Below are 21,304 nucleotides of genomic sequence, written 5' to 3'. Positions count from 1 at the left end.
ATCAGGCTAATTGCTTCTCCAACTCTTCAATTTTTATTCCGGTTTCTTCCCATTGATCATTTAGCTTTTCAAGCTCTGCTTTGATCAGTTGGTATTTTTCATTGCTTTGTGCCAGAGCATCGGGTGACTCGAATACCTCGGGCGAGGCAAGCTCTTTTTCTGCTTCTTCGATCTTTACCTCAGTCTCCAGAATTTCGTTTTCTATTCCATCCAGTTTTTTGCGCAAGGCTTTTAGCTCTTTCTGAGCCTCCATCGATAAGTTATTGCTCTGGCTTGGGGCTGGCTTTGGCTTAGCCTTGGGTTCTTCTTTTTTCACCTGGGGCTGCACGGTGGGGGCTGCTGCCGCTTGCTTTTCTTTCCACCACATGTACTCCTCGTAGGTGCCCGGGTACTCCTTTATTTCGTTGTTCTCAATATACCAGATTTTATTGGCGATTTCCGTTACAAAGTAGCGGTCGTGAGATACAACAATAAATGTTCCCTCATACTGCTGCAGGGCCTGGATGAGGATGTTGACCGACTGAATGTCGAGGTGGTTGGTAGGTTCATCAAGCAGCAGGAAGTTGGCCTCAGAAATCAACGTTTTGGCCAGCGCCACCCTCGACTTTTCGCCCCCGGAAAGTACCTTTATTTTTTTAAAAACATCTTCATCGGAGAAAAGAAAACAACCCAGCACACTTCGCAGCTGCATCTCCGTCTTGTCTGTTCCTGAAGCTTTCATTTCTTCAAGAATCTCGTACTCGATGTTCAATGCCTCCAGCTGGTGCTGTGCGTAGAACGACTTGATAACGTTGTAGCCTTCCTCCCTCTTGCCATTCACCTTGTCGGTGCCGGCGATGATGCGCAGCAAAGTCGACTTTCCTTTTCCGTTGGCTCCGATCAAAGCGATTTTATCGCCTCGCTCTATATGAGCATTGGTATTTTTGAGAATGACGAGATCGCCGTAGCTTTTGGATACGTCTGTGAGCTGAATCACATGGCGCCCGCTGGGCTTATTGAAGTTGAACCTGAAGTTGACTTTGGCGTTTTCATCCAGCACATCGTCTATCTTGTCCATTCTGTCCAGTGCTTTCACACGGCTTTGCACCTGGCGGGCTTTGGTAGCCTTGGCTTTGAATCGTTCAATGAACTTTTCGGTCTGCTTAATCTTTTGCTGCTGGTTTTCAAAGGCGTTCTTTTGAATCTCATTTCTCAGCTCTTTCTCCTGCAGGTAAAAATCGTAGTTACCGGCGTAAAGGTTAAGTTTTCCATTGCTTACCTCCACGATCGTGTTTACCGTGTTGTTGATAAAATGCCTGTCGTGAGACACCACTATCACCGCACCTTCGTATGTTTTGAGGTAGCTTTCTACCCATTGAATGGACGGAAGGTCAAGGTGGTTGGTAGGTTCATCAAGCATGAGGAGCGAAGGCTTTTCAAGCAGCAGCTTTGCTAACATCACCCGCATTCTCCATCCACCAGAGAACTCCTTCAGGGGTCTGGTAAGGTCTTTAGTGCTAAAGCCGATACCTTCCAATATCTCTTCAGCCTTTGATTGAATAGCGTAGCCGTCCAGCGCTTCGAATCTCTCCTGAAGTTTGGTAAGTTTGGTTACCAGGTCATCGCTATAATTGGCCTCCATTTCAGCCAACACCTTGTCAATTTTGTGGTGAATGTCGACAGCTTCTGCGAAAGCTTTCATGGCCACGTCCAAAATGGGTTCGGCAGATTGGTAGGAGAGGAGATCCTGGTTGAGAAAGCCAATGGTGCAGTCCTTACTTTGGCTGATGTCCCCACCGTCGATAGTGAGGTCACCAACAATCATTTTAAGCAGCGTGGACTTACCTGTTCCGTTAAGGCCGATGAGCCCTATTTTGTCTTTGGGTTTTATGTGCAGGTTGGCCCCTTCGTACAGCACTCTTGAGCCAATATTGTAATTCAAATTATTGATTGAGATCATTCGGCAAATTTAGAGCCCTTACGACGAATAACGAAAGTTTTGGCAAAGACCTTTTGTCAATTTTCAGGTTATTTCTCAACCAAATTGGCTAACTATGTGTTCAGATTGAAAAAATAACTCTAATCATGATATTGAAACCAATTCGACTAGCTTTTTACCTCTCAGTAGGTGTATTGTCAGTTGCAATTTCTTCTTGCGGTGAGTCAAATAAGGAGGCTGCCACAACAGAGGAGGTTGCTGAGGACGTAATGACCAATGATGGCGACAGCCTTAGTAAGATTAATCTGCCTGCAGGCTTTGAAATTTCTATTTATGCAAGCGGCATAGATCACGCCAGATCCATGACGATAAGCCCCAGCGGAACAATATACGTGGGCAATAGAGGAGGAGACAAAATCTACGCTATTCAGGATACAGACAAGGACGGCAAAGCAGACAAGACAATTGTTGTGGCCTCAGGCCTGAAAACGCCCAATGGTGTGGCTTTCAAAGATGGCGATTTGTACGTTGGTGAGATCAGCCGGCTTCTGAAATACCCAAATGTGGAGGCCAATCTTGAAGCTGTTGGTGAGCCGGTTGTTGTTTATGACGACTACCCAACCGACGAGCATCATGGCTGGAAGTATATAGCCTTTGGCCCGGACGGCAAGTTGTACGTGCCGGTCGGTGCACCATGCAATATTTGCGAAAGTGAGAACGAAATTTACGCCACCATTACCCGAATGAACCCTGACGGAACAGGTCGTGAGATTTTTGCCAGAGGTGTGAGAAACACGGTAGGCATGACCTGGGATGCTGAAGGAAATATGTGGTTTACTGACAATGGCCGGGACATGCTGGGTGACGATATGCCTGACTGCGAGCTCAACAAAGCCACCGAGGCTGGCATGCACTTTGGCTACCCTTACTGTCACGCAGGGGACATCTCCGACCCGGAGTTCGGTTCAAAATTCCCTTGCTCTGACTTCGTTGCTCCTGCTCAGAAGCTTGGTGCTCATGTAGCGCCACTCGGTCTTAGATTCTATAATGGAGACATGTTCCCTGCAGAATACAAGGGCAGTATTTTCATAGCGCAGCACGGTTCATGGAACAGAAGCAAGAAGTCTGGCTACAGAATAGGGCTGGTGAAAGTGGAAAATGGTAAGGCTGTTAACTACTCGACTTTTGCAGATGGCTGGCTTGATGAAGCAGAGCAGGAAGCCTGGGGACGCCCTGTAGATGTGCAGGTAATGCCTGATGGCTCGCTGCTTATATCCGACGACAAGGCTGGAGTGATTTACAGAGTTACCTACAAGGCCTGAGAATCAAAAGGGTTAAAATGAAAAGGAGGTACTTAGTACCTCCTTTCACAACCTAACCTAAACCAAAAGATTTGACCTTACACTTTTGTAAGGTGTTCAATCAGTGTTAATTAAACCAAATACTTCCAGTAAAAGTTCAAAACCTGGCAAGTCCCCTCATCCTGATGGAAAAACCCGCATTTGATGACATTTATATGGAATTGGCAGTGAACCTTGCCAAGCGGTCTCATTGTATCAAGCGCCATGTGGGGGCCGTGCTTACCAAGGAGACACGGATCATTTCTATTGGCTACAATGGCCCGCCGGCAGGCACGCACAACTGCGATCTTGAGTGGCCAGAGGTAGGCTGTCCCCGGGATTCGAAAGGCGGGTGCTCATTGGCGATCCACGCTGAGCAAAATGCCATACTCTATGCGGTGAAAAACAAAGCAACGGTTGATGGCGCCACTATTTACGTTACACTTTCCCCATGTCTTTCGTGTGCCAGGATTATTTATACCATGGGAATTTCAAAGGTAATTTACCTCAAGTCGTACGCCGAACACAAGGGTATTCCCAACGACGAAGGGATAGACTTTCTTAGGAAGTTTGGTGTGGAGGCCGTGAAGTACGAAGGCACGTTGACCAACGTCACGCACATGATTTAGTGGAAACCCCAAGAGCCAAAATTCAAATTTCAAACAAGCACCAAGGCTCCAAATGGCAAACATGAGCCTGCCATCGTAAGCACGGTTGTGCAGTGCTTTTTGGAGTTTCGTGCTTCTTCGCTCCGTTTTTATCTGAGTTTTCATACTTGCTATTTGTTATTTCGCCCTTCTCGTTTTTTCTTCATTTAATTTCCAGAAATCTATATTTGCACCATGACAAACAGACGCCTTCCGGCAGAATGGGAACCGCAAAGTGCGGTGCAGTTAACCTGGCCACATGAAGAGAGCGATTGGGCTGGCGACATGGATATTGTGGTGCCATGTTTTGTTGCCATCGCCAGAGAGATATTGAAAAGACAAAAGCTGGTGGTAGTATGCAAAGACAGCGAGGCTGTGCGAAAGCAGATCGGTTCGGAGTCAGCGAATCTGATGCTGGTGGAACTGCCCACCAACGACACCTGGGCCAGAGACCATGGTGCTATCAGCATTGAAGAGGATGGAAAGCCGGTTTTGCTGGATTTCGTTTTCAACGGCTGGGGATTGAAGTTTGCCGCCGACAAGGACAACCTGATTTCCGGGCGACTTCACGAAAGAGGAATCTTTGGAAAAGTGCCCATGCGGCATGCGGGTTTGGCTTTCGAAGGAGGCTCTTTTGAATCTGATGGAGAAGGGACGCTGCTCACAACCACCGAATGCCTGCTTTCTCGAAATAGAAATCCGCATCTATCGAAGCAGGAAGTGGAAGACAAATTGAAAGAGTTGTTTGGAGTTAAAAAAGTACTTTGGCTGAATAACGGATACCTGGCAGGCGACGATACCGACTCACATATTGACACACTGGCGAGGCTCGTGCCTGGCAATAAAATACTGTATGTGAAATGCGATGATACCGCCGACGAGCACTACCAGGCGTTGAACAAAATGGAGGCAGAGTTGCAAAACCTGACCAATTCGAATGGAATGCCTTATGAACTGATGCCACTGCCGATGGCCGACGTGGCATTTGACGATGAAGGCAACAGACTGCCTGCTACGTACGCTAACTACCTGATCATCAATGGGGCCGTTTTGGTTCCTTTTTACCAGTCGCCTAAAGATCAGAAGGCGGCAGCCATCATTCAAAGGGCCTTTCCTCAGCACGAAATTGTGGGGATCGATTGCAGGCCTTTGATCCTCCAGCATGGCTCCTTACATTGTGTAACCATGCAATACCCTGTGGGGGTAGTTGAATAAATTTCAAAACCAGAAAAACCATGGCAGAGAAAATACTGAAAGTTGGTTATGTGCAGCAGTCTTGCTCCGAAGTGAGGAAAGACAATGTGGCTAAGAGCATTGCCGGGATAAGAGAATGCGCCAGGAGAGGGGCGCAATTGGTGGTGTTGCAAGAGCTGCATACCGGTGTGTACTTTTGCCAGGCGGAGGATGTCAACCGGTTCGACATGGCCGAAAGCATTCCGGGCCCCTCCACTCAGGAGTTTGGAGCCATTGCCAAGGAGCTGGGCATTGTGCTAGTGACTTCACTATTCGAAAAAAGAGCCCCAGGCCTGTATCACAACACTGCCGTGGTGCTGGAAAAGGACGGTACCATTGCTGGTACCTACCGCAAAATGCATATTCCTGACGATCCGGGGTATTACGAAAAATTTTATTTCACACCAGGTGACATGGGCTTCAATCCAGTGGAGACCTCTGTTGGAAAGCTTGGTGTGCTGGTGTGCTGGGATCAGTGGTACCCGGAAGGGGCAAGGCTGATGGCCATGGCCGGGGCTGATCTGCTGATTTACCCAACAGCCATCGGCTGGGATCCGCACGACACCAAGGAAGAACAAAAACGGCAGCAGGATGCCTGGATCATTTCTCAAAGAGGCCATGCCGTGGCCAACGGTTTACCGGTAGTGAGTGTGAATAGGGTGGGCTTTGAGCCAGACTTTAGCGGAGTAGGGAATGGCAGCCGCTTCTGGGGACACAGCTTTGTGGCCGGCCCTCAGGGTGAGTTTTTGTATGTGAGCCCATCGGACTTGGCGGAAAATGTGGTGCTGGATGTTGACCTGGGCAGGGCAGAGGATGTTCGAAGGATTTGGCCGTTTTTCAGAGACAGACGAATTGATGCTTATGGAGATATCGTGAAGAGATGGGGTAAATAGCGCCCTATCTGTCGCTTAAACAATATTTACTTCCGCCGACAGTTCAACACCAAATCGCTTCTTTACCGAAGCTAGGATTTCCTGCGCCAACTGCCAGATATCGCCCCCTTTGCCGCCTCCATAGTTAACCAGCACCAGGGCCTGGTTTTTATGCACACCAATTTGCCCAATAGTTTTCCCTTTCCAGCCGTCTTTCTCTATCAGCCACCCGGCAGGCACCTTCACTGACCCGTCTTCCTGCGGATAGCCTGGAATCGCCGGGTAATCGCTTTTGAGTGCCTCATAAGCCTTACTTGCAATGGTTGGATTCTTGAAAAAGCTGCCTGCATTGCCAATTTCCTCAGGATTTGGAAGTTTCGATTGGCGGATGTGAATGACCGCCCTGCTCACATCGGCTATAGTAGGGTGTTCGATATTCCAGCTTGCCAGCGTCTCATTAATGGCACCGTACGTCGTGTTGACTTTAGCCTCTTTTTGAAGCACAAAAGTGACTGATGTAATGATGAACTTGTCCTTTAGGGCCTTTTTGAAAACGCTCTCCCGGTAGCCAAACTCGCATTCATTGTTATTGAATGTTCTGGTTTTTCCCGATTCAATCTCCACAGCTTCGAGGCTGTGAAACACGTCTTTGATCTCTACGCCGTAGGCTCCAATATTTTGCATGGGTGCTGCACCTACCGTCCCCGGGATCAGCGATAAATTTTCGATGCCTCCCCAGCCCTTCGCCACGCAATGCATTACCAACTCATGCCACACCACGCCAGCTCCTACTTTTATAACGATCTCATCCTGGCTTTCTTCTTGAACCTGAACCCCTGGCAACGAAAGTTTTACCACCAGACCATCAAAATCTTTCGTGAACAGAACGTTGCTGCCACCACCAAGAATTAGATGAGAATTACTTTTAAAGATGTCTGAACTGATAATTTCCTTTAGTTCGCCAACCGATCTGGCCTCGGTGAAGTATTTGGCTTTTACATCCAGATGAAACGTGTGATAGCGATGCAGGCTCTTGTTTTCGTCGATTTTCATAGAGAACCTAAAATTAGGAAAGCTTATGCTTTATCATTGTTTTTCGGTGTTTTAAGTTTTTCCAGCCACATCTGTCCACAATAGCTTCGCTGGTATATTCTTTTCGAGGGTAAAGCCTTTCGGACTTTCAGATGCCTGTTTTTGGGATCGTCAGCGAATTGAAGATTTCATTTTTTTTCACCAGATTTAGAGCCATGTCTTCAATACCTACACAGGACAATACCTTGAAATCACATTTTCTCAATCTCCCTGACACAGCCGACTTGCAAGCAAAAGAGAGGGTGGGTAGTATCGACGAAGGTGCTTTGTGGGAGGATTTTAAGAGGGGGAGCGAGGTGGCATTGTCTCAAATTTACTCCCTGTACTCGAAAGACATTTACAACTATGGTTGTCAGTTTACCAAAAACCACGAGTTGGTAAGAGACTGTATCCAGGATCTTTTTATAGAGTTGATCAAAAGCAGAGCCAGCCTGGGCTCAACCACCTCGGTCAAGTTTTATCTGTATAAGTCTTTGCGCCGGAAGCTGGTGCGAGCACTCAAAAAGCAAAGCAAGTTGTTTGTTACTGATGACATTCAGGAACAGGGATCATTTGCTGTTAGCATCTCACCCGAGCTGCTGCTTCTAAAGACCCAGTTGGACGAAAATCAGCGAATGCTTCTGGAAAAATCGATTAATGCGCTCACGGTTTCTCAGCGTGAAGCCATCTTGCTGTATTTTTATGAAGGGCTCAGCTATACCGAAATAAGTGACCTGATGGAGATCGGTAAAGTGAAGTCAGCGAGAGCACTACTCTACAGGGCTATTTCTGCCATGACAGAATTTTTAACCCCCTACAAATCCGATTTGCTACCACTCCTGCTGTTTTACCTCGGTCTTTTCAAGAGGTAGAAAGTTACAAATTTGGCAAAGAAAACCACTATTCTTTGCTGTTTCATCGTGTGTTTTTTGATTATACTATCTTCTAGTGTAAATATTCAAAAATGCTATGGTCATTTTGAGAGTGCTTGCCTTTATATAACTGTAACCAGGGTTATCAAAGCGGGCTTACCAGTAAGGCTCGGGCACTTATCGGCATTCAATGAACTATAGCGAATACACCGTCGAACAATTTTTACAAGACCAGTACTTTACGAACTGGGTTTTGAGACCATCGAGAGAATCTGATAGGTTTTGGCAGGATTGGATCAGGCAGAACCAGGAAAAACTACCTCAGATTGAGCTTGCGAGAGAAATCATACTCTCAACCACCTACAAAAACGAGCATATTCTTTCTGAAGAAGACAGCTCCAGCATTTTGGAGAACATTATGCGGGCGCAGGCTGACCTGGGCAACGACCAGATTGGAACCGGGTTTGCCTGGAGGCAATTGTTCCGGGTGGCTGCCGTTGTGGCAATTGTAGCCTCTGTGGCCATTTACTTTATGGTGCCCGGAAAAAAGGAGCCAGAGGTTGTACAAGTGATCCCTTCCACTGTTATCAAGACTGCCGAGCTTGGGCAGAAGAGAACCGTCGGTTTGCCCGATGGCACTATCGTAAAGCTCAATGCCGGAAGTAGTCTTTCGTACCTCCAGCCATTTGAGGGCAGGGAAAGAAAGGTGGTGTTGGAAGGAGAAGCTTTTTTTGAAGTGACCAAAGACGAAAACCGCCCATTTGTTATCGACGCTGGCGGACTGACCACCACAGTGCTGGGAACCTCTTTCAATATTTCTTCTTACGATGAAGCAGGGTCGGTAAAAGTATCTGTGCTTTCAGGAGTGGTGGAGGTGAAGAGCCGGAGAGGGCAAAAGGAAGTGCTGTATCCTGACATGATGGGAGTGTTGTACAAAGACACCGAGAACCTTAACAAGACCACTTTTAATGAAAAGGAGGAGTTCGGCTGGAAGGATGGCATCATCTATTTTAAAAACAACCCACTGAAAGAAGTATTCAGGCGGCTCGAGAAGTGGTACGGCGTAAGCATTAAGCTTGATTCTGATAAAATATTGCAGGGAACCTACACCGGCGAATTCAAAAATGCCTCCCTGGAAAAAGTGCTGGAGGGTATCTGTTATACCTCGCAGCTCACCTACTCAGTAGAAAACGAAGAAATTACCATTAAACTACAAACCAATTAATTATGAAACACGAAACGACCTACTCCCCCTAAAAGAAAGAGCCGGAAGTAAACTCCCGGCCCCCATTCCTTAATCAATTCATTCCAGTTGATTGGCGTCCACTAAATGTATTGGTTAAGGTGCTTAGTAAAATCGGATTCACTAAAACATTTAAAATTATGAAAAATGCACTACTGAGGAAAATTATTCTTATGTCCAGGTTGATGCTATATGGAATATTTGTGCAGGCGTTCTTTATTTCTTTGCTCAATGCGGGAGATATTGCGGCCCAGGAGAGTATATACGAGATCAAGCTGGACGTTTATCAGCAAGACAAAACGGTATCCCAATTCTTTAAATACGTAGAAAGAAAAACGGATTTTAAGTTCACCTATAATAGCGACCAGGTAGACCTCAACTCAAAGGTCTCGATCAGCGCCACAGACAAATCTCTTGGAGACATTCTCGAGGAAGTTTCCCAAAAAGCCAAAGTGAACTTCAGGCGAATAGACTATAACATTCATGTCAGTAAAAAGGAAGACACTTCCGATCAGGTGGAAGAGGTGATTAGTGTTTTCGCTGCTGACGTGCCGATATCAGGAAAGGTATTTGACGAGAATGGCGATCGATTGCCTGGCGCTACGATAGTGGTGAAAGGAACGGCAGTAGGCACTATCAGCGATATTAACGGCGGCTTTAGTTTATTGGCGCCCAATGATGCAACGAGTCTTATTGTTTCTTTTGTTGGCTATCAAAGTCAGGAAGTGTCTATTGCAGGGAGAAGCACTATCGACATAACATTGCAGGCGGATATACAGGCGCTTCAGGAGATAGTTGTGATTGGCTACGGTGCGGTGAAGAAAGCTGACATTACCGGCTCTGTGGCGCAGGTAAAAAGTGAGGAGCTGCAGGCAGTTCCGGTTTTCAACGTAGAGCAAGCGCTCAAGGCTCGTGCTGCAGGTGTGCAGGTAACGCAGAACTCCGGCGAGCCCGGTGGAAGAATTGAAGTACGTATAAGAGGTGGTAATTCGATGATTGGCAGCAACCAGCCTTTGTACGTGGTGGACGGTTTTCCTATGACAGGTGGCATCAACTTCCTAAACCCCGCCGACATAGAGTCCATCGACATTTTGAAAGACGCCTCCGCAACGGCCATTTATGGCGCCCGTGGTGCCAATGGTGTGGTGATCATTACTTCAAAAAGAGGTAGTGCTGATCAAAAAGGGAAGATAGAGGTCAATAGCTCTTATGGTGTGCAAACTACGACGAAAAGGTACGATTTGATGAACGCCCGGGAATACGCCGTAGTTGCCAACGAGTGGTTGAAGAACGGTGGACAACAGCCCTATTTTGATGTAAACGCTGTACAAAACCCCGGCACCGACTGGCAGGATGCCGTCCTTCAGGCCGCACCTATTCAAAATCACACAGTTGCTCTTTCCGGTGGCGGCGACAGAACAAGGTATTCCCTTTCCGGTAATTACTTTGACCAGGAGGGAATCATGATCAACACCGGTGCAAAAAGGGGCTCTGTGAGGTTAAACCTGGATCATGAGGTAAACGACTGGTTGAAGGCTGGTGTGAATTTGAATATTTCAAGACGGCAACAATTGACCGTTCCTAACAATAACGGTTACCGTGGAACGACGGTGCTTTCGGCGGCTGCTTCAGCACCCCCGACCCTTTCAGTTTACGACGAAAACGGCCTGCCCACTCAAATTGAGAAAGCCTACAGCTTTGGCTCGGCTGACATGAGGAATCCGATGATTTTCGCACAAAATCAAACAGACAACATCTCCAATAATGTAGTCGGCAACTCGAACTTTGAAGTAAAACTGACTGACGATCTTTCTTTTAAAACCCTTTTGGGTATTGAGTATGCTTATACACTGGTAGACTACTATTCTCCTATTATTTTCCCAAATGACAGGGGTTACGCCAGCCAAAACACTTACTATAGGAGCTCATTTTTGAATGAAAACACGCTACGTTACAATAAAACCTTTAGTGATATTCATAACCTAAGCGTGGTGGCTGGTTACACCTACCAAACAGACATGAACCGTAGCTTTGGTGTGAGTGTAAATGGTTTTTCCAACAACACCACCCGAAACTACAACCTGGGGGCGGCCGAAACAATTGGCACGCCGGGCTCAGGCATTTCCGAGTGGACGCTGGCTTCGTGGTTGGCAAGGGCCAATTACTCTTTTGACGACAGGTACCTGCTTACTGTTAGTATGAGAACAGACGGATCGTCTCGTTTTGGCACTAATAATAAGTGGGCTGTTTTTCCATCTGCAGCAATTGGGTGGAGAATTTCTGAGGAGGCGTTTATGAGTAACGTATCGGCAGTGAGTGACTTGAAACTTAGAGCGAGCTACGGTATTACCGGAAACACGGCTCTTTCTCCTTACCAATCATTGGATAGAATGTCTTCGGTAAGGGCTATTTATGCTGATCAAAAGTTTGCTGTGGGTTACAGCCCATCCGGAATTTCAAACCCTGACCTCCGTTGGGAAACGACGGCACAACTCGACGTGGGAGTAGACTTTGGAATGCTTGACAACCGGTTGAGGTTTACATTAGACTACTATAAAAAGAATACCACTGATCTTCTGGCATCGGTACCGCTTCCTCCATCAGTTGGGTTTGGGTCTATCTTGCAAAATGTGGGCGAAATTCAAAACCAGGGATTTGAATTTACTGTGAATGCAGACATACTAACCCGGGATCTTACCTGGGATGTAACTGGTAGTTTCTCCCTCAACAGGAACAAAGTGATTGATCTGGCAGGCGGAAGCGATATCCTCAGTGCAGGTCAGGGAGCTGTCTGGTCAAGCACCAACATCGCACGTGTAGGGCAGCCTTTGGGAATGTTTTACGGCTATCTTGAGGATGGATTGACTGACCAGGGATTTATCAAGTACAAAGACCTGAATGAAGACGGTGTGATCAATTCGCTGGACCGCACCATCCTGGGCAACCCTAACCCCGATTTCTTCTACGGTATCAATTCTCATTTTACCTACAAGGGCTTCGATCTGAATGTGTTCTTCGAAGGAGTGTATGGTAACCAGATCTTTAACGCCACCAATGGCACTCACCTCAACTCATTTCAGAGAGGCAGCAATCAGTTTCGGGACTTGATTGGTAACTATTGGACTACAGAAAATCCTGATCCAAATGCCAAGTACCCCAAAATTAGTGCAGCAACAGGAGTGGACGTTTCTGATCGGTTCATCGAAATGGGTAGCTACCTCAGGTTGAAATCGGTTAAGCTGGCCTATAACCTTCCCGTAAAGAACTGGGGGATGAATTGGGCGGATCAGGCACAGGTTTATGTGTCGGGTATCAACCTGCTTACCTTCACCAAATACACAGGACTTGATCCGGAAGTTAACACCAAGGGTGTTGACAATCAGAATGTCTCAAATCGATTAGAAATGGGCCACGACCAAAGCAGCTATCCTAACGCTAAGCTGACGTCAATTGGTCTCCAAATCAACTTCTAAATCTGACTGTTATGAAAAGAGTATCAAACATAAATGGCCTGGCCATCATATTAATATCATCTGTTTTCCTCCTCTCTTGTAGCGATATGCTGGATGAGGTACCGAAAAACTTTGTTTCAAGGTCGAATTATTACCAGAACGAAGCAGATGCGCAAGGGGCACTGAATGGAGCTTATAGCTCAATTGGGCCGGATTTCTACGGCATTACGAACTACCTGATGACAGAGTTGCAGGGGGACTATTTGAATGGGAGGGGTTCGCAAGCGCCAATTTCCATCGTTGATCAGGTACTGAATCAGCAAAACATTCAAAGAGCGGCATCTAACTGGGGCACGTTGTATAGCGCTATCAACAAAGCAAACGCTGTTCTCGACAATGTGCCGCAGATAGTGAACATATCAGACAATGCAAAACAACGAATCGTGGCAGAAGCACATTTTCTGAGAGCTATAGCTTATTTCGAGTTGGTTCGGGGTTGGGGTGCTGTGCCAATAAAAACCACCGAAAGCACTGATCTGTCGGAATTGTCTGCAGCCAGGGAACCTGAAGCAGTCGTATACCAACTGATCATCGACGATGCGAAAGCCGCCGAAGCTGCGCTTGGTGAAGTTGGCAATGAAACCGGAAAGGCCTCGGTATGGGCAGCAAAAATGTTGCTGGCCGATGTGTACCTGACGATCGAAGAGTGGGATCTTGCCGCACAGAAAGCCGACGAGGTGATCACAGGTGGCCCATATTCTCTGGTGACGGTAAGCGAGCCCGATGATTTCTATAAGATATTTGCTTCAGAAACAAGCACTGAGGACATCATGTCGGTGCACCACTCAGAAATAAGTGGATCAACAATTCCTACCTACATACACATGGGAGGCAATTATCCATACAACTATAGCAGCTCTGGGTTCTTCGCCTGGTTGCCTGATACTACCTCATTTATAGGTGCCAGCTGGGACGACAATGACCTAAGAAAGCCTTTCAACCTGTACAGAGAGTTCCAAAATGCGTCAGGTCAGTGGGTGCCGCTGCCTTCCACTACACCAGTTCTGTTCAAAAAATTCATTACCAATGAAGCAGGACAAAGTGTTTACAGTGTGCCTGTTTACAGGTTTACTGAGGCCTTTCTTATTTATGCTGAGGCATCTGCCAGGGCCACAACAACGCCTTCAGCGCTTGCTTTAGAGCGCCTTAACATGATTAAACGCAGAGCATATGGTCTGCCTCTACAGGGACCTTCAGCGGTAGACTACCCTGCAGGAATGAGCGGAGATGAATTTGTTGAGGCTGTGCTACAAGAGCGTGCCTACGAGTTTCTTTTGGAGCGCCGTCGCTGGTGGGATTTAAAGCGCACGGGCAAAGTCAAAGAAGCTTTTGCGGCCGTTGGCAAAACATTTATTGACCAGCGCATGCTATGGCCTATTCCTGAAAGTGAAATCAACAACAATCCCGCTATTACACAACAGGATCAAAATCCGGGTTACTAAAAACTAGGTTGGTTGGTAAGTGGGGTGGAGGCAGAATAAAGCTCCGCCCCTTTACCTCCATTCCTTTCAATTGGCCTGCTTAAAATCAAAACTATGAAGCTAAAAATGGTTAGTTGTGTGCTTGCTCTGTTCTTTCTGGCCACATCTTTTCATCAGCCGCCACCGCAAGGCGAGAAGAGCCCCTCTTATGATCTGGTGATCTATGGAGGAACGTCGGCTGGGGTTGCTGCTGCTGTTCAAGCAGCTCGTTTGGGAAAAAAGGCAGTGATTGTCGAACCAGGAAACCGTCTGGGTGGCGCAATGACCGGCGGCCTGGGATGGTCAGACATCGGCAATGAGGAGACCATTGGAGGTATGTCGCTGGAATTCTTTCAACGAGTATATGAGTATTATAAGGATGAATCAGCGTGGAAAGCACAGTCCCGTTCATCGTACCGGCTGAATGGCAATCATGCCATCTCTGAAGGGGGGCCTATGTGGACGTTTGAACCGGAAGTGGCTCAAAAAATTCTGCTGGAAATGATAGCCTCAGCTCCGCAGAAAATAGAAGTGGTTTACAATGAGCGCATTGATCTGAAAAAGGGTGTTCAAAAGAAGAACGGAGAGATCAAAGCGCTAAGGACAGAATCGGGAAAGGTATTTACGGGCAAGTTCTTTATCGATGCCTCGTATGAAGGCGACCTGTTGGCATTGGCTGGCGTGTCTTACCACGTAGGCAGAGAAAGCCGGGATACCTATAACGAGCCTCTTGCGGGTGTCTTGGGGCCAACCATCAAGGTTAGGCAGCCCAAACAGTTTTTTGGTCCGGAAATCTCCCCTTATGATGATAACGGTCAATTACTCCCCACCATTCAGGACGTGCCCATGGGTGAGCAGGGGCAGGGAGATAACAAAATTCAGGCATTCAACTTCAGAACCTGCCTTACTACTTTCGAACCCAACAAAATTCCCATCGAAAGGCCTGAAAGTTATGACTCCATGCAGTATGAATTGCTATACAGATACATTGAGATGAAGAAGCTTACGAAAATCAGCCAGGTGCTGACCATCAGCGCCATCCCCAATCTTAAAACTGACATCAATGATGGAGGGCATGGCTCGCCTTTCTCCACCGACTATAACGGAATGAATTGGGACTACCCGGAGGGAGATTATGTCACAAGAGAACGTATTTGGAAAGAGCACTACGATTTTACCATCGGTCTGTTCTATTTCCTTGGCCACGATCCAAGATTGCCACAAACCATGCGTGACGAAATGCTGTCGTACGGACTGCCAAAAGACGAATTTGTCGACTCGGGCAACTGGACGCCGCAAATGTATATTAGGGAAACCCGACGAATGATAGGAGAGCACGTGCTCACTCAAGCCGACTGTCAGGAAACAGTGACTAAACCAAATTCAATAGGGATGGCCTCGTACGGGCCCGACTCTCACCATGTGCAAAGGGTAGTTTATAATGGCGAAGTGCAGAATGAAGGAAACTTTCTGGAGCCCCACAAGTCGTACGAGATACCGCTTGGGGTCATATTGCCGAAGTCAAATGAGTGTAAAAACCTGCTCGTGCCGGTATGTGTGTCCAGTTCGCATATCGCTTTTGGGTCGATACGGATGGAGCCAGTATTCATGATCATGGGCCAGGCTGCTGGCACGCTGGCATCCCTTGCCATTGACGGGAAGGTCCCGGTTCAAAAAGTAGGATATGAGAAGCTTAAAATGCAATTAATAAAAGACAAGCAAAAATTGAATTTGGGTGAATAGAATAGCTGTTTCGGACATTCAGTTGTAGTACGCCATTTTGGAATACTCATAAAAATCTGTTTTGTCTATTGGTATCAGACCCAAAACTTTAACCTAAAAAAATCTAACTATGAAAAAATGGCTAACACTCTTTGCGGCACTTGCACTTGTCTCTTCCGCTTGCACTCCCGACAAATCTTCGACAAGTGATCCACTTGTTTACTCAGCGGACATTGTCGTGTATGGAGGCACCTCTGCAGCAGTAACTGCTGCCGTACAGGCCAAGAACATGGGAAAGACGGTCATCATTGTGTCTCCCGATATCCACCTCGGAGGACTGTCGTCGGGCGGTCTTGGATTCACCGACACTGGCAGAAAAGAAGTGATAGGAGGCCTGTCGAGGGAGTTTTACCACCGGCTCTACCAGCACTACCAAAAACCTGACTCGTGGAAATGGCAGCAGCAGTCGGAGTACGGCAACAAAGGTCAGGGAACTCCAGCCATAGACGGCAATTCACGGACAATGTGGATTTTTGAACCACATGCAGCCGAGAACGTATTTGAGGATTTCATAGCCGAAAATGAGATCGAGATTTACCGGGACGAATGGCTGAACCGGGAGGAAGGTCTGGTGAAGGAAAATGGGCGAATTGTTTCGTTTAAAACCTTGAGCGGAAAGACCTTCGCAGGTAAAATGTTCATCGATGCCACGTATGAGGGCGACCTGATGGCAAGCGCTGGTGTAAGCTTTCACGTAGGTCGTGAGGCCAATAGCGTGTATGGTGAAGAATGGAATGGTGTGCAGGCGGGTGTATTTCACCATGGCCACTATTTTAAAGAAAATATTGACCCTTATGTGGTGCCAGGAGACCCATCAAGCGGGCTTCTTCCTTACATTTCAAGTGACAAGCCTGGCCCTAACGGCTCTGGCGACCACAAGATACAGGCCTATTGTTTCCGTATGTGCCTGAGCAACCACCCCGACAACCGTGTGCCTTTTGCCAAACCGGAAGGCTATGACCCGTCAAAATACGAATTGCTGGCCAGGGTGTATGCTGCCGGCTGGGGCGAAACATTTCAGAAATTCGACCCCATCCCCAATCGGAAGACCGACACCAACAATCATGGCCCTTTCAGTACAGATTTTATTGGTATGAACTATGACTACCCCGAGGCCAGCTATGCAAGAAGAAGGGAGATCATTGCTGAGCACGAGAAATATCAGAAGGGCTTGATGTATTACCTGGCGAATGATCCCAATGTACCCGAGGAGGTTCGTACCGAGATGAGCCAGTGGGGCCTCGCAAGGGATGAATTTACCGACAATGGCAACTGGCCTCATCAGATTTACGTGCGGGAAGCAAGGCGCATGATAGGAGACCACGTAATGACTGAGCACGACGTGCTGAACCACAATGTAGTGCCCAAGCCAGTGGGGATGGGCTCTTACACCCTGGATGCTCACAACTCTCAACGGTACGTAACTACAGATGGCTTTGTCCAAAACGAAGGCGACATTGGAGTCCATGCACCACAGCCTTACAGCATTTCATATGGTTCTATCGTGCCCAAGGCCAGTGAATGTGAAAACCTGCTGGTGCCTGTTTGTGTATCAAGCACGCATATTGCCTTCGGCTCTATCAGAATGGAACCAGTTTTCATGATCCTGGGGCAGAGTGCTGCCACTGCTGCCGTGCAGGCAATAGCTGACAACGTACCAGTGCAGGGAGTAGACTATGAGAAGCTCAAAGCGCAACTTATTAAAGACACTCAGAAGCTTACAATGGAAGACATCTAAACAACCGACTAACTACAATCTTTATGAAAAATATCATCTTATTACTTGCCTTAGTTTTCATCTTTTCTTGTTCTTCTTCCACCAGCGAGGAACAATCGTCAGGATACGACATTGTTGTGTACGGGGGAACCTCCGGCGGCATTGCAGCGGCTGTTCAGGCATCAAGAATGGGCAAAAAAGTGCTACTTATCGAACCATCAAAACACATTGGTGGCTTGACTACTGGCGGACTGGGGCAAACAGATATTGGCAACAAACAAGCCATCGGCGGCATAGCACGGGAGTTTTATGCCAATATCCGCACCCATTACAACGACCCCGCCAACTGGAAATGGCAGGAGCCATCCGCCTATATGGATGGTGGGCAAACCCGTACAGTGGAAGGTGAGCCTACTATGTGGACTTTTGAGCCTTCGGCAGCAATGAAGGTTTATGACCAAATGATAGCCAAAGAAAAAATTGAGCTTGTCACCAACAAAAAGCTCAATAGAGAATCTGGTGTAACCATGAATGGAACCAGTATATCTCAAATTGAAATGCAGGATGGCACGGTGTACACTGGCAAAGTGTTTATCGACGCCACTTACGAGGGCGATTTGATGGCGGCGGCCGGTGTGAGCTACCACGTAGGCCGTGAAGCAAACAATGTCTACAACGAGACCTACAACGGAGTGCAACTATTGGACGGCCATCAATTCCCCGACGGCATTGATCCTTACGTCAAAAAAGGTGATCCAACAAGCGGCTTGCTCTGGGGCATCACGGACGACGAACTGAAGGAGCAGGGTAGTGGCGACGATTTGGTGCAGACTTACAACTTCAGGATTTGCCTTACGACTAATCAGGACAATATGGTGCCAATCACCGAGCCTGACAACTACGACCCTGCCAGATATGGACTGCTGTTGAGACTTCTGGAGGCCTTGCCAGACAGGAGAAAGCTGAACAACCACTTTATCTGGAGCCACATGCCCAATGAGAAGACAGACATTAACAACAGGGGTGCGTTTTCTACTGACATGATCGGTATGAGTCATGCCTATCCCGAGGCTAGCTACGAGGAGAGGGAGGCCATCGTTAAAGAGCACGTGGACTACACAAAAGGGCTGCTTTATTTCTACGCTTCTGATCCACGGGTGCCAGCAGAGCTTAGGGAAGAAATGAAAACCTGGGGCTACCCCAAAGATGAATATACCAGCAACGGCAATTGGTCGCCGCAGTTGTATGTGAGAGAAGTTCGCCGCATGATCGGTGAATACGTCATGACGCAAGCCAACTGTGTTGGGGAGGAAGTAATTAGCGACCCTGTTGGGCTAGCTGCTTACACAATGGACTCACACAATTGCCAGCGCATAGTAGTGGATGGCATGGTGAAAAATGAAGGAAACGTGGAAGTTGGAGGTTTTCCTCCTTATCCGATATCCTATCGTTCCATTGTGCCGAAGAAAGACCAGGCTACCAACCTGCTGGTGCCTGTGGCGCTTTCTGCCAGCCATATCGCTTTTGGCTCAATCAGAATGGAGCCAGTGTTCATGGTACTGGGTCAGTCGGCAGCCACAGCAGCTGCATTGGCCATCGACAACAGTCAAAGCGTGCAGGCTGTCAACTACGACGCTTTGAAAAAGAAACTGCTCGAGGATGGTCAGCGATTGAACCCCTAACAAGTCACAAAATTGAAAAGTAAGTTTCAGTAGTTTGGTAGGTGGAGGTTAAACCCCGGCTTTTGGCCGGGGTTAATTTTTACTTTTCAAAGAGCACCTCTCCGCCCACAATGGTCATCATCACCTGAGTGTCAAGAATGTTTTTTTCGTCGATAGTCATGATATCCTTATCAAAAACAGTGAAATCAGCGAGTTTGCCCACTTCAATAGACCCTTTGATGTCCTCCTCAAAAGCGCCATAAGCAGCATCCAGCGTGTAGGAAACGAGGGCCTGCTCCCGGGTCATTTTCTGGTCAGCTTCATAACCGCCTTCAGGGGTTCCTTTCAGCGTTTTACGAGTCACCGATGCATAAAAGGAGGGGAGTGGGGCAAGCGGTTCCACCGGCGCATCGGTTCCGTTGATCACTTTAGCACCACTTTGCAAAAGCTTTTGCCACACGTAGGCGCCATCGACAATTCTTTTTTCGCCCAGCCTGTTGATTGCCCACGGTCTGTCGCTCGACATATGAATGGCCTGCATAGCCGCAATCACTCCCAACTCTGCAAACCTTGGAATGTCTGCCAGGTCCAGGTGTTGTGCATGTTCAATCCTGAACCGGGAGTCTTTGGCTTTTTCAGGGTTATTCTTCAAAGCTGCTTCGTAAATGTCCAGCACTTCCTGATTACCCCGGTCGCCAATCGCATGGGTGCAGATTTGGAAGCCAGCTGCCAGGCCTTCGTTGGTCACTTTTTCAATCTCTTCCATTGGCGTCACATTGTGTCCAAACACCCCCGGCATGTCGCTGTATTCTTCCAGCAGCCAGGCACCCCTTGAACCGAGCGCACCATCTGAGTACAGCTTGATCGAACGAACAGTCAGGTGATTGTCACCCAGGCCAATTTCAGGGCCTTTGTCGTAGTATTCCTCCAGCAGGTTTTGGTCGTGGCCGCTCAGCATGGTGTATAGCCTGATTTTGAGCTTTCCTTCTTCAGCAAACTGTTTGAATAGTTCAATATCGTCTTTGCCCGCTCCAGCGTTTTGAAAACTGGTAATGCCTAATTCTAAACATGCCTGAACGGCCAATTCTAATGCCCTCTGTTGCTTTTCCATAGTGTTTTCTGGAATAGCTGCCCTGATAAGGCCCTGAGCTGTTTCGTTAAATAGTCCCGTAGGCTCGCCGTTAATGTCACGGAAGATATCGCCGCCGTCTGGTGTCTTCGTTTCTTTCGTGATGCCGGCAAGTTCCATGGCTTTGGCATTGGCAAAACCAGCATGTCCGCTCGCATGCGACAGAAACACAGGGTGATTCGGAACTGCTTCGCTTAACAAGTGATGCGTTTGAAAGCCGTCGACCATTCTCTCCGCTGGCTTTATCCACTTGTCCTGATGCCAGCCTCTGCCGAGTATCCATTCACCCTCGGGGGTTTCTTCTGCGGCTTTTTTTACCTGTGCCACAAGCTCCTCGTAACTGGTTGTGGCCATCAAATCAACGTTCATCAAGTTGTAACCCACGCCCATAATATGCGCATGAGACTCGATAAATCCCGGCGTCATTGTTTTGCCTTCAAGGTCAATGACCTGGGTTTCCGGCCCCACCATATCTTCGGCGCCATCTTTACCACCCACATATATTATAGAGTCGCCTGTTACGGCCACAGCTTCGGCCTTCTGTCCGCCCACGGCGGTGTAAATATTACCTCCCCAAATGACCATATCGGCCTTTGGTGTTTCCTGGCAGGCTGCAAATGCCAGGCCCAGAACAATGAGTAGAATGGTTGGTTTCATATACTTTTTCAAATGGGTTAAAACTGAGTAAGCTCGAAATACTCACTAATGTTTCTTTTTTCAAAGAAGAATTATTCCTGACCTGGAGCCTCTATTAACAGTAGGGCAAACGCATTTAAAGCCATTTGCTTCGAAATCCTTCTTTTTACCCTGATCCGCCAGTTGGCGGAAAAGAAGAATTTCAAAGCTG

The 21,304-nt window shown here is 47.6% G+C and carries 14 protein-coding genes; 11 read left to right on the top strand and 3 right to left on the bottom strand.

The window, feature by feature from the left end; genetic code table 11:
* Nucleotide 1: 1 nt before the first annotated feature.
* Nucleotides 2-1,939, bottom strand: a complete 1,938-nt coding sequence (locus AAC052_RS10665) for an ABC-F family ATP-binding cassette domain-containing protein (RefSeq protein WP_339813145.1) — start codon at nt 1,937-1,939, stop codon at nt 2-4.
* A gap of 125 nt (nt 1,940-2,064) precedes the next feature.
* Between AAC052_RS10665 and AAC052_RS10660 the strand changes: the two genes are divergently transcribed.
* The 4 genes from AAC052_RS10660 to AAC052_RS10645 all read left to right on the top strand — a co-directional run bounded on the left by AAC052_RS10660 (nt 2,065) and on the right by AAC052_RS10645 (nt 6,031).
* On the top strand, nt 2,065-3,240 hold the full coding sequence (locus AAC052_RS10660) for a PQQ-dependent sugar dehydrogenase (RefSeq protein ID WP_317492275.1): 1,176 nt from the start codon (nt 2,065-2,067) through the stop codon (nt 3,238-3,240).
* Nucleotides 3,241-3,404: 164 nt separating this feature from the next.
* Complete coding sequence (locus AAC052_RS10655) at nt 3,405-3,887, top strand: dCMP deaminase family protein (RefSeq protein WP_151997368.1); 483 nt, start codon at nt 3,405-3,407, stop codon at nt 3,885-3,887.
* A gap of 213 nt (nt 3,888-4,100) precedes the next feature.
* Entirely contained in the window at nt 4,101-5,120 is a 1,020-nt protein-coding gene (locus tag AAC052_RS10650) for an agmatine deiminase family protein (protein WP_317492274.1), read from the top strand.
* 20 nt (nt 5,121-5,140) lie between these two features.
* Nucleotides 5,141-6,031 carry a carbon-nitrogen hydrolase gene (locus AAC052_RS10645; protein WP_339813141.1) on the top strand — a complete coding sequence of 297 codons (891 nt, stop codon included), beginning with the start codon at nt 5,141-5,143 and terminating at the stop codon, nt 6,029-6,031.
* A gap of 15 nt (nt 6,032-6,046) precedes the next feature.
* Here AAC052_RS10645 and murB read toward each other — a convergent pair whose 3' ends face one another.
* Nucleotides 6,047-7,063 (bottom strand): UDP-N-acetylmuramate dehydrogenase, encoded by a 1,017-nt coding sequence (gene murB, locus AAC052_RS10640; RefSeq protein ID WP_339813139.1) that lies wholly within the window; start codon nt 7,061-7,063, stop codon nt 6,047-6,049.
* A gap of 194 nt (nt 7,064-7,257) precedes the next feature.
* Between murB and AAC052_RS10635 the strand changes: the two genes are divergently transcribed.
* From AAC052_RS10635 to AAC052_RS10605, 7 genes are all read left to right on the top strand, one after another.
* Nucleotides 7,258-7,953, top strand: coding sequence for a sigma-70 family RNA polymerase sigma factor (locus AAC052_RS10635; protein ID WP_339813137.1), 696 nt, complete (start codon nt 7,258-7,260; stop codon nt 7,951-7,953).
* Nucleotides 7,954-8,143: 190 nt separating this feature from the next.
* Nucleotides 8,144-9,178, top strand: coding sequence for a FecR domain-containing protein (locus AAC052_RS10630; protein WP_339813136.1), 1,035 nt, complete (start codon nt 8,144-8,146; stop codon nt 9,176-9,178).
* 158 nt (nt 9,179-9,336) lie between these two features.
* A complete protein-coding gene (locus AAC052_RS10625; protein ID WP_339813135.1) occupies nt 9,337-12,669 on the top strand; it encodes a TonB-dependent receptor in 3,333 nt (1,110 codons plus the stop codon).
* 11 nt (nt 12,670-12,680) lie between these two features.
* A complete protein-coding gene (locus tag AAC052_RS10620; RefSeq protein WP_317492268.1) occupies nt 12,681-14,150 on the top strand; it encodes a RagB/SusD family nutrient uptake outer membrane protein in 1,470 nt (489 codons plus the stop codon).
* A 93-nt stretch (nt 14,151-14,243) separates the two neighbouring features.
* Nucleotides 14,244-15,911 carry an FAD-dependent oxidoreductase gene (locus AAC052_RS10615; RefSeq protein WP_339813133.1) on the top strand — a complete coding sequence of 556 codons (1,668 nt, stop codon included), beginning with the start codon at nt 14,244-14,246 and terminating at the stop codon, nt 15,909-15,911.
* Nucleotides 15,912-16,020: 109 nt separating this feature from the next.
* On the top strand, nt 16,021-17,688 hold the full coding sequence (locus tag AAC052_RS10610; protein WP_339813131.1) for an FAD-dependent oxidoreductase: 1,668 nt from the start codon (nt 16,021-16,023) through the stop codon (nt 17,686-17,688).
* 23 nt (nt 17,689-17,711) lie between these two features.
* Complete coding sequence (locus AAC052_RS10605) at nt 17,712-19,349, top strand: FAD-dependent oxidoreductase (RefSeq protein ID WP_339813129.1); 1,638 nt, start codon at nt 17,712-17,714, stop codon at nt 19,347-19,349.
* 79 nt (nt 19,350-19,428) lie between these two features.
* Here the strand turns inward: AAC052_RS10605 and AAC052_RS10600 are convergent, their stop codons facing one another.
* On the bottom strand, nt 19,429-21,114 hold the full coding sequence (locus AAC052_RS10600; RefSeq protein ID WP_339813126.1) for an amidohydrolase: 1,686 nt from the start codon (nt 21,112-21,114) through the stop codon (nt 19,429-19,431).
* Between the last annotated feature and the right edge of the window lie 190 nt (nt 21,115-21,304).

This window comes from uncultured Imperialibacter sp. (assembly GCF_963974565.1).
GTDB lineage: Bacteria > Bacteroidota > Bacteroidia > Cytophagales > Cyclobacteriaceae > Imperialibacter > Imperialibacter roseus.
Note: the sequence above shows the minus strand (reverse complement) of the source record. Positions and strands in the feature narration are given on the sequence as shown.

Excerpts from the sequence above, each read along its gene's own strand:
- murB (WP_339813139.1), bottom strand. The coding sequence starts at position 7,063 with ATGAAAATCGACGAAAACAAGAGCCTGCATCGCTATCACACGTTTCAT.
- AAC052_RS10630 (WP_339813136.1), top strand. The coding sequence starts at position 8,144 with ATGAACTATAGCGAATACACCGTCGAACAATTTTTACAAGACCAGTAC.
- AAC052_RS10605 (WP_339813129.1), top strand. The coding sequence starts at position 17,712 with ATGAAAAATATCATCTTATTACTTGCCTTAGTTTTCATCTTTTCTTGT.
- AAC052_RS10645 (WP_339813141.1), top strand. The coding sequence starts at position 5,141 with ATGGCAGAGAAAATACTGAAAGTTGGTTATGTGCAGCAGTCTTGCTCC.
- AAC052_RS10600 (WP_339813126.1), bottom strand. The coding sequence starts at position 21,114 with ATGAAACCAACCATTCTACTCATTGTTCTGGGCCTGGCATTTGCAGCC.
- AAC052_RS10650 (WP_317492274.1), top strand. The coding sequence starts at position 4,101 with ATGACAAACAGACGCCTTCCGGCAGAATGGGAACCGCAAAGTGCGGTG.
- AAC052_RS10635 (WP_339813137.1), top strand. The coding sequence starts at position 7,258 with ATGTCTTCAATACCTACACAGGACAATACCTTGAAATCACATTTTCTC.
- AAC052_RS10610 (WP_339813131.1), top strand. The coding sequence starts at position 16,021 with ATGAAAAAATGGCTAACACTCTTTGCGGCACTTGCACTTGTCTCTTCC.
- AAC052_RS10660 (WP_317492275.1), top strand. The coding sequence starts at position 2,065 with ATGATATTGAAACCAATTCGACTAGCTTTTTACCTCTCAGTAGGTGTA.
- AAC052_RS10665 (WP_339813145.1), bottom strand. The coding sequence starts at position 1,939 with ATGATCTCAATCAATAATTTGAATTACAATATTGGCTCAAGAGTGCTG.
- AAC052_RS10615 (WP_339813133.1), top strand. The coding sequence starts at position 14,244 with ATGAAGCTAAAAATGGTTAGTTGTGTGCTTGCTCTGTTCTTTCTGGCC.
- AAC052_RS10655 (WP_151997368.1), top strand. The coding sequence starts at position 3,405 with ATGGAAAAACCCGCATTTGATGACATTTATATGGAATTGGCAGTGAAC.
- AAC052_RS10620 (WP_317492268.1), top strand. The coding sequence starts at position 12,681 with ATGAAAAGAGTATCAAACATAAATGGCCTGGCCATCATATTAATATCA.
- AAC052_RS10625 (WP_339813135.1), top strand. The coding sequence starts at position 9,337 with ATGAAAAATGCACTACTGAGGAAAATTATTCTTATGTCCAGGTTGATG.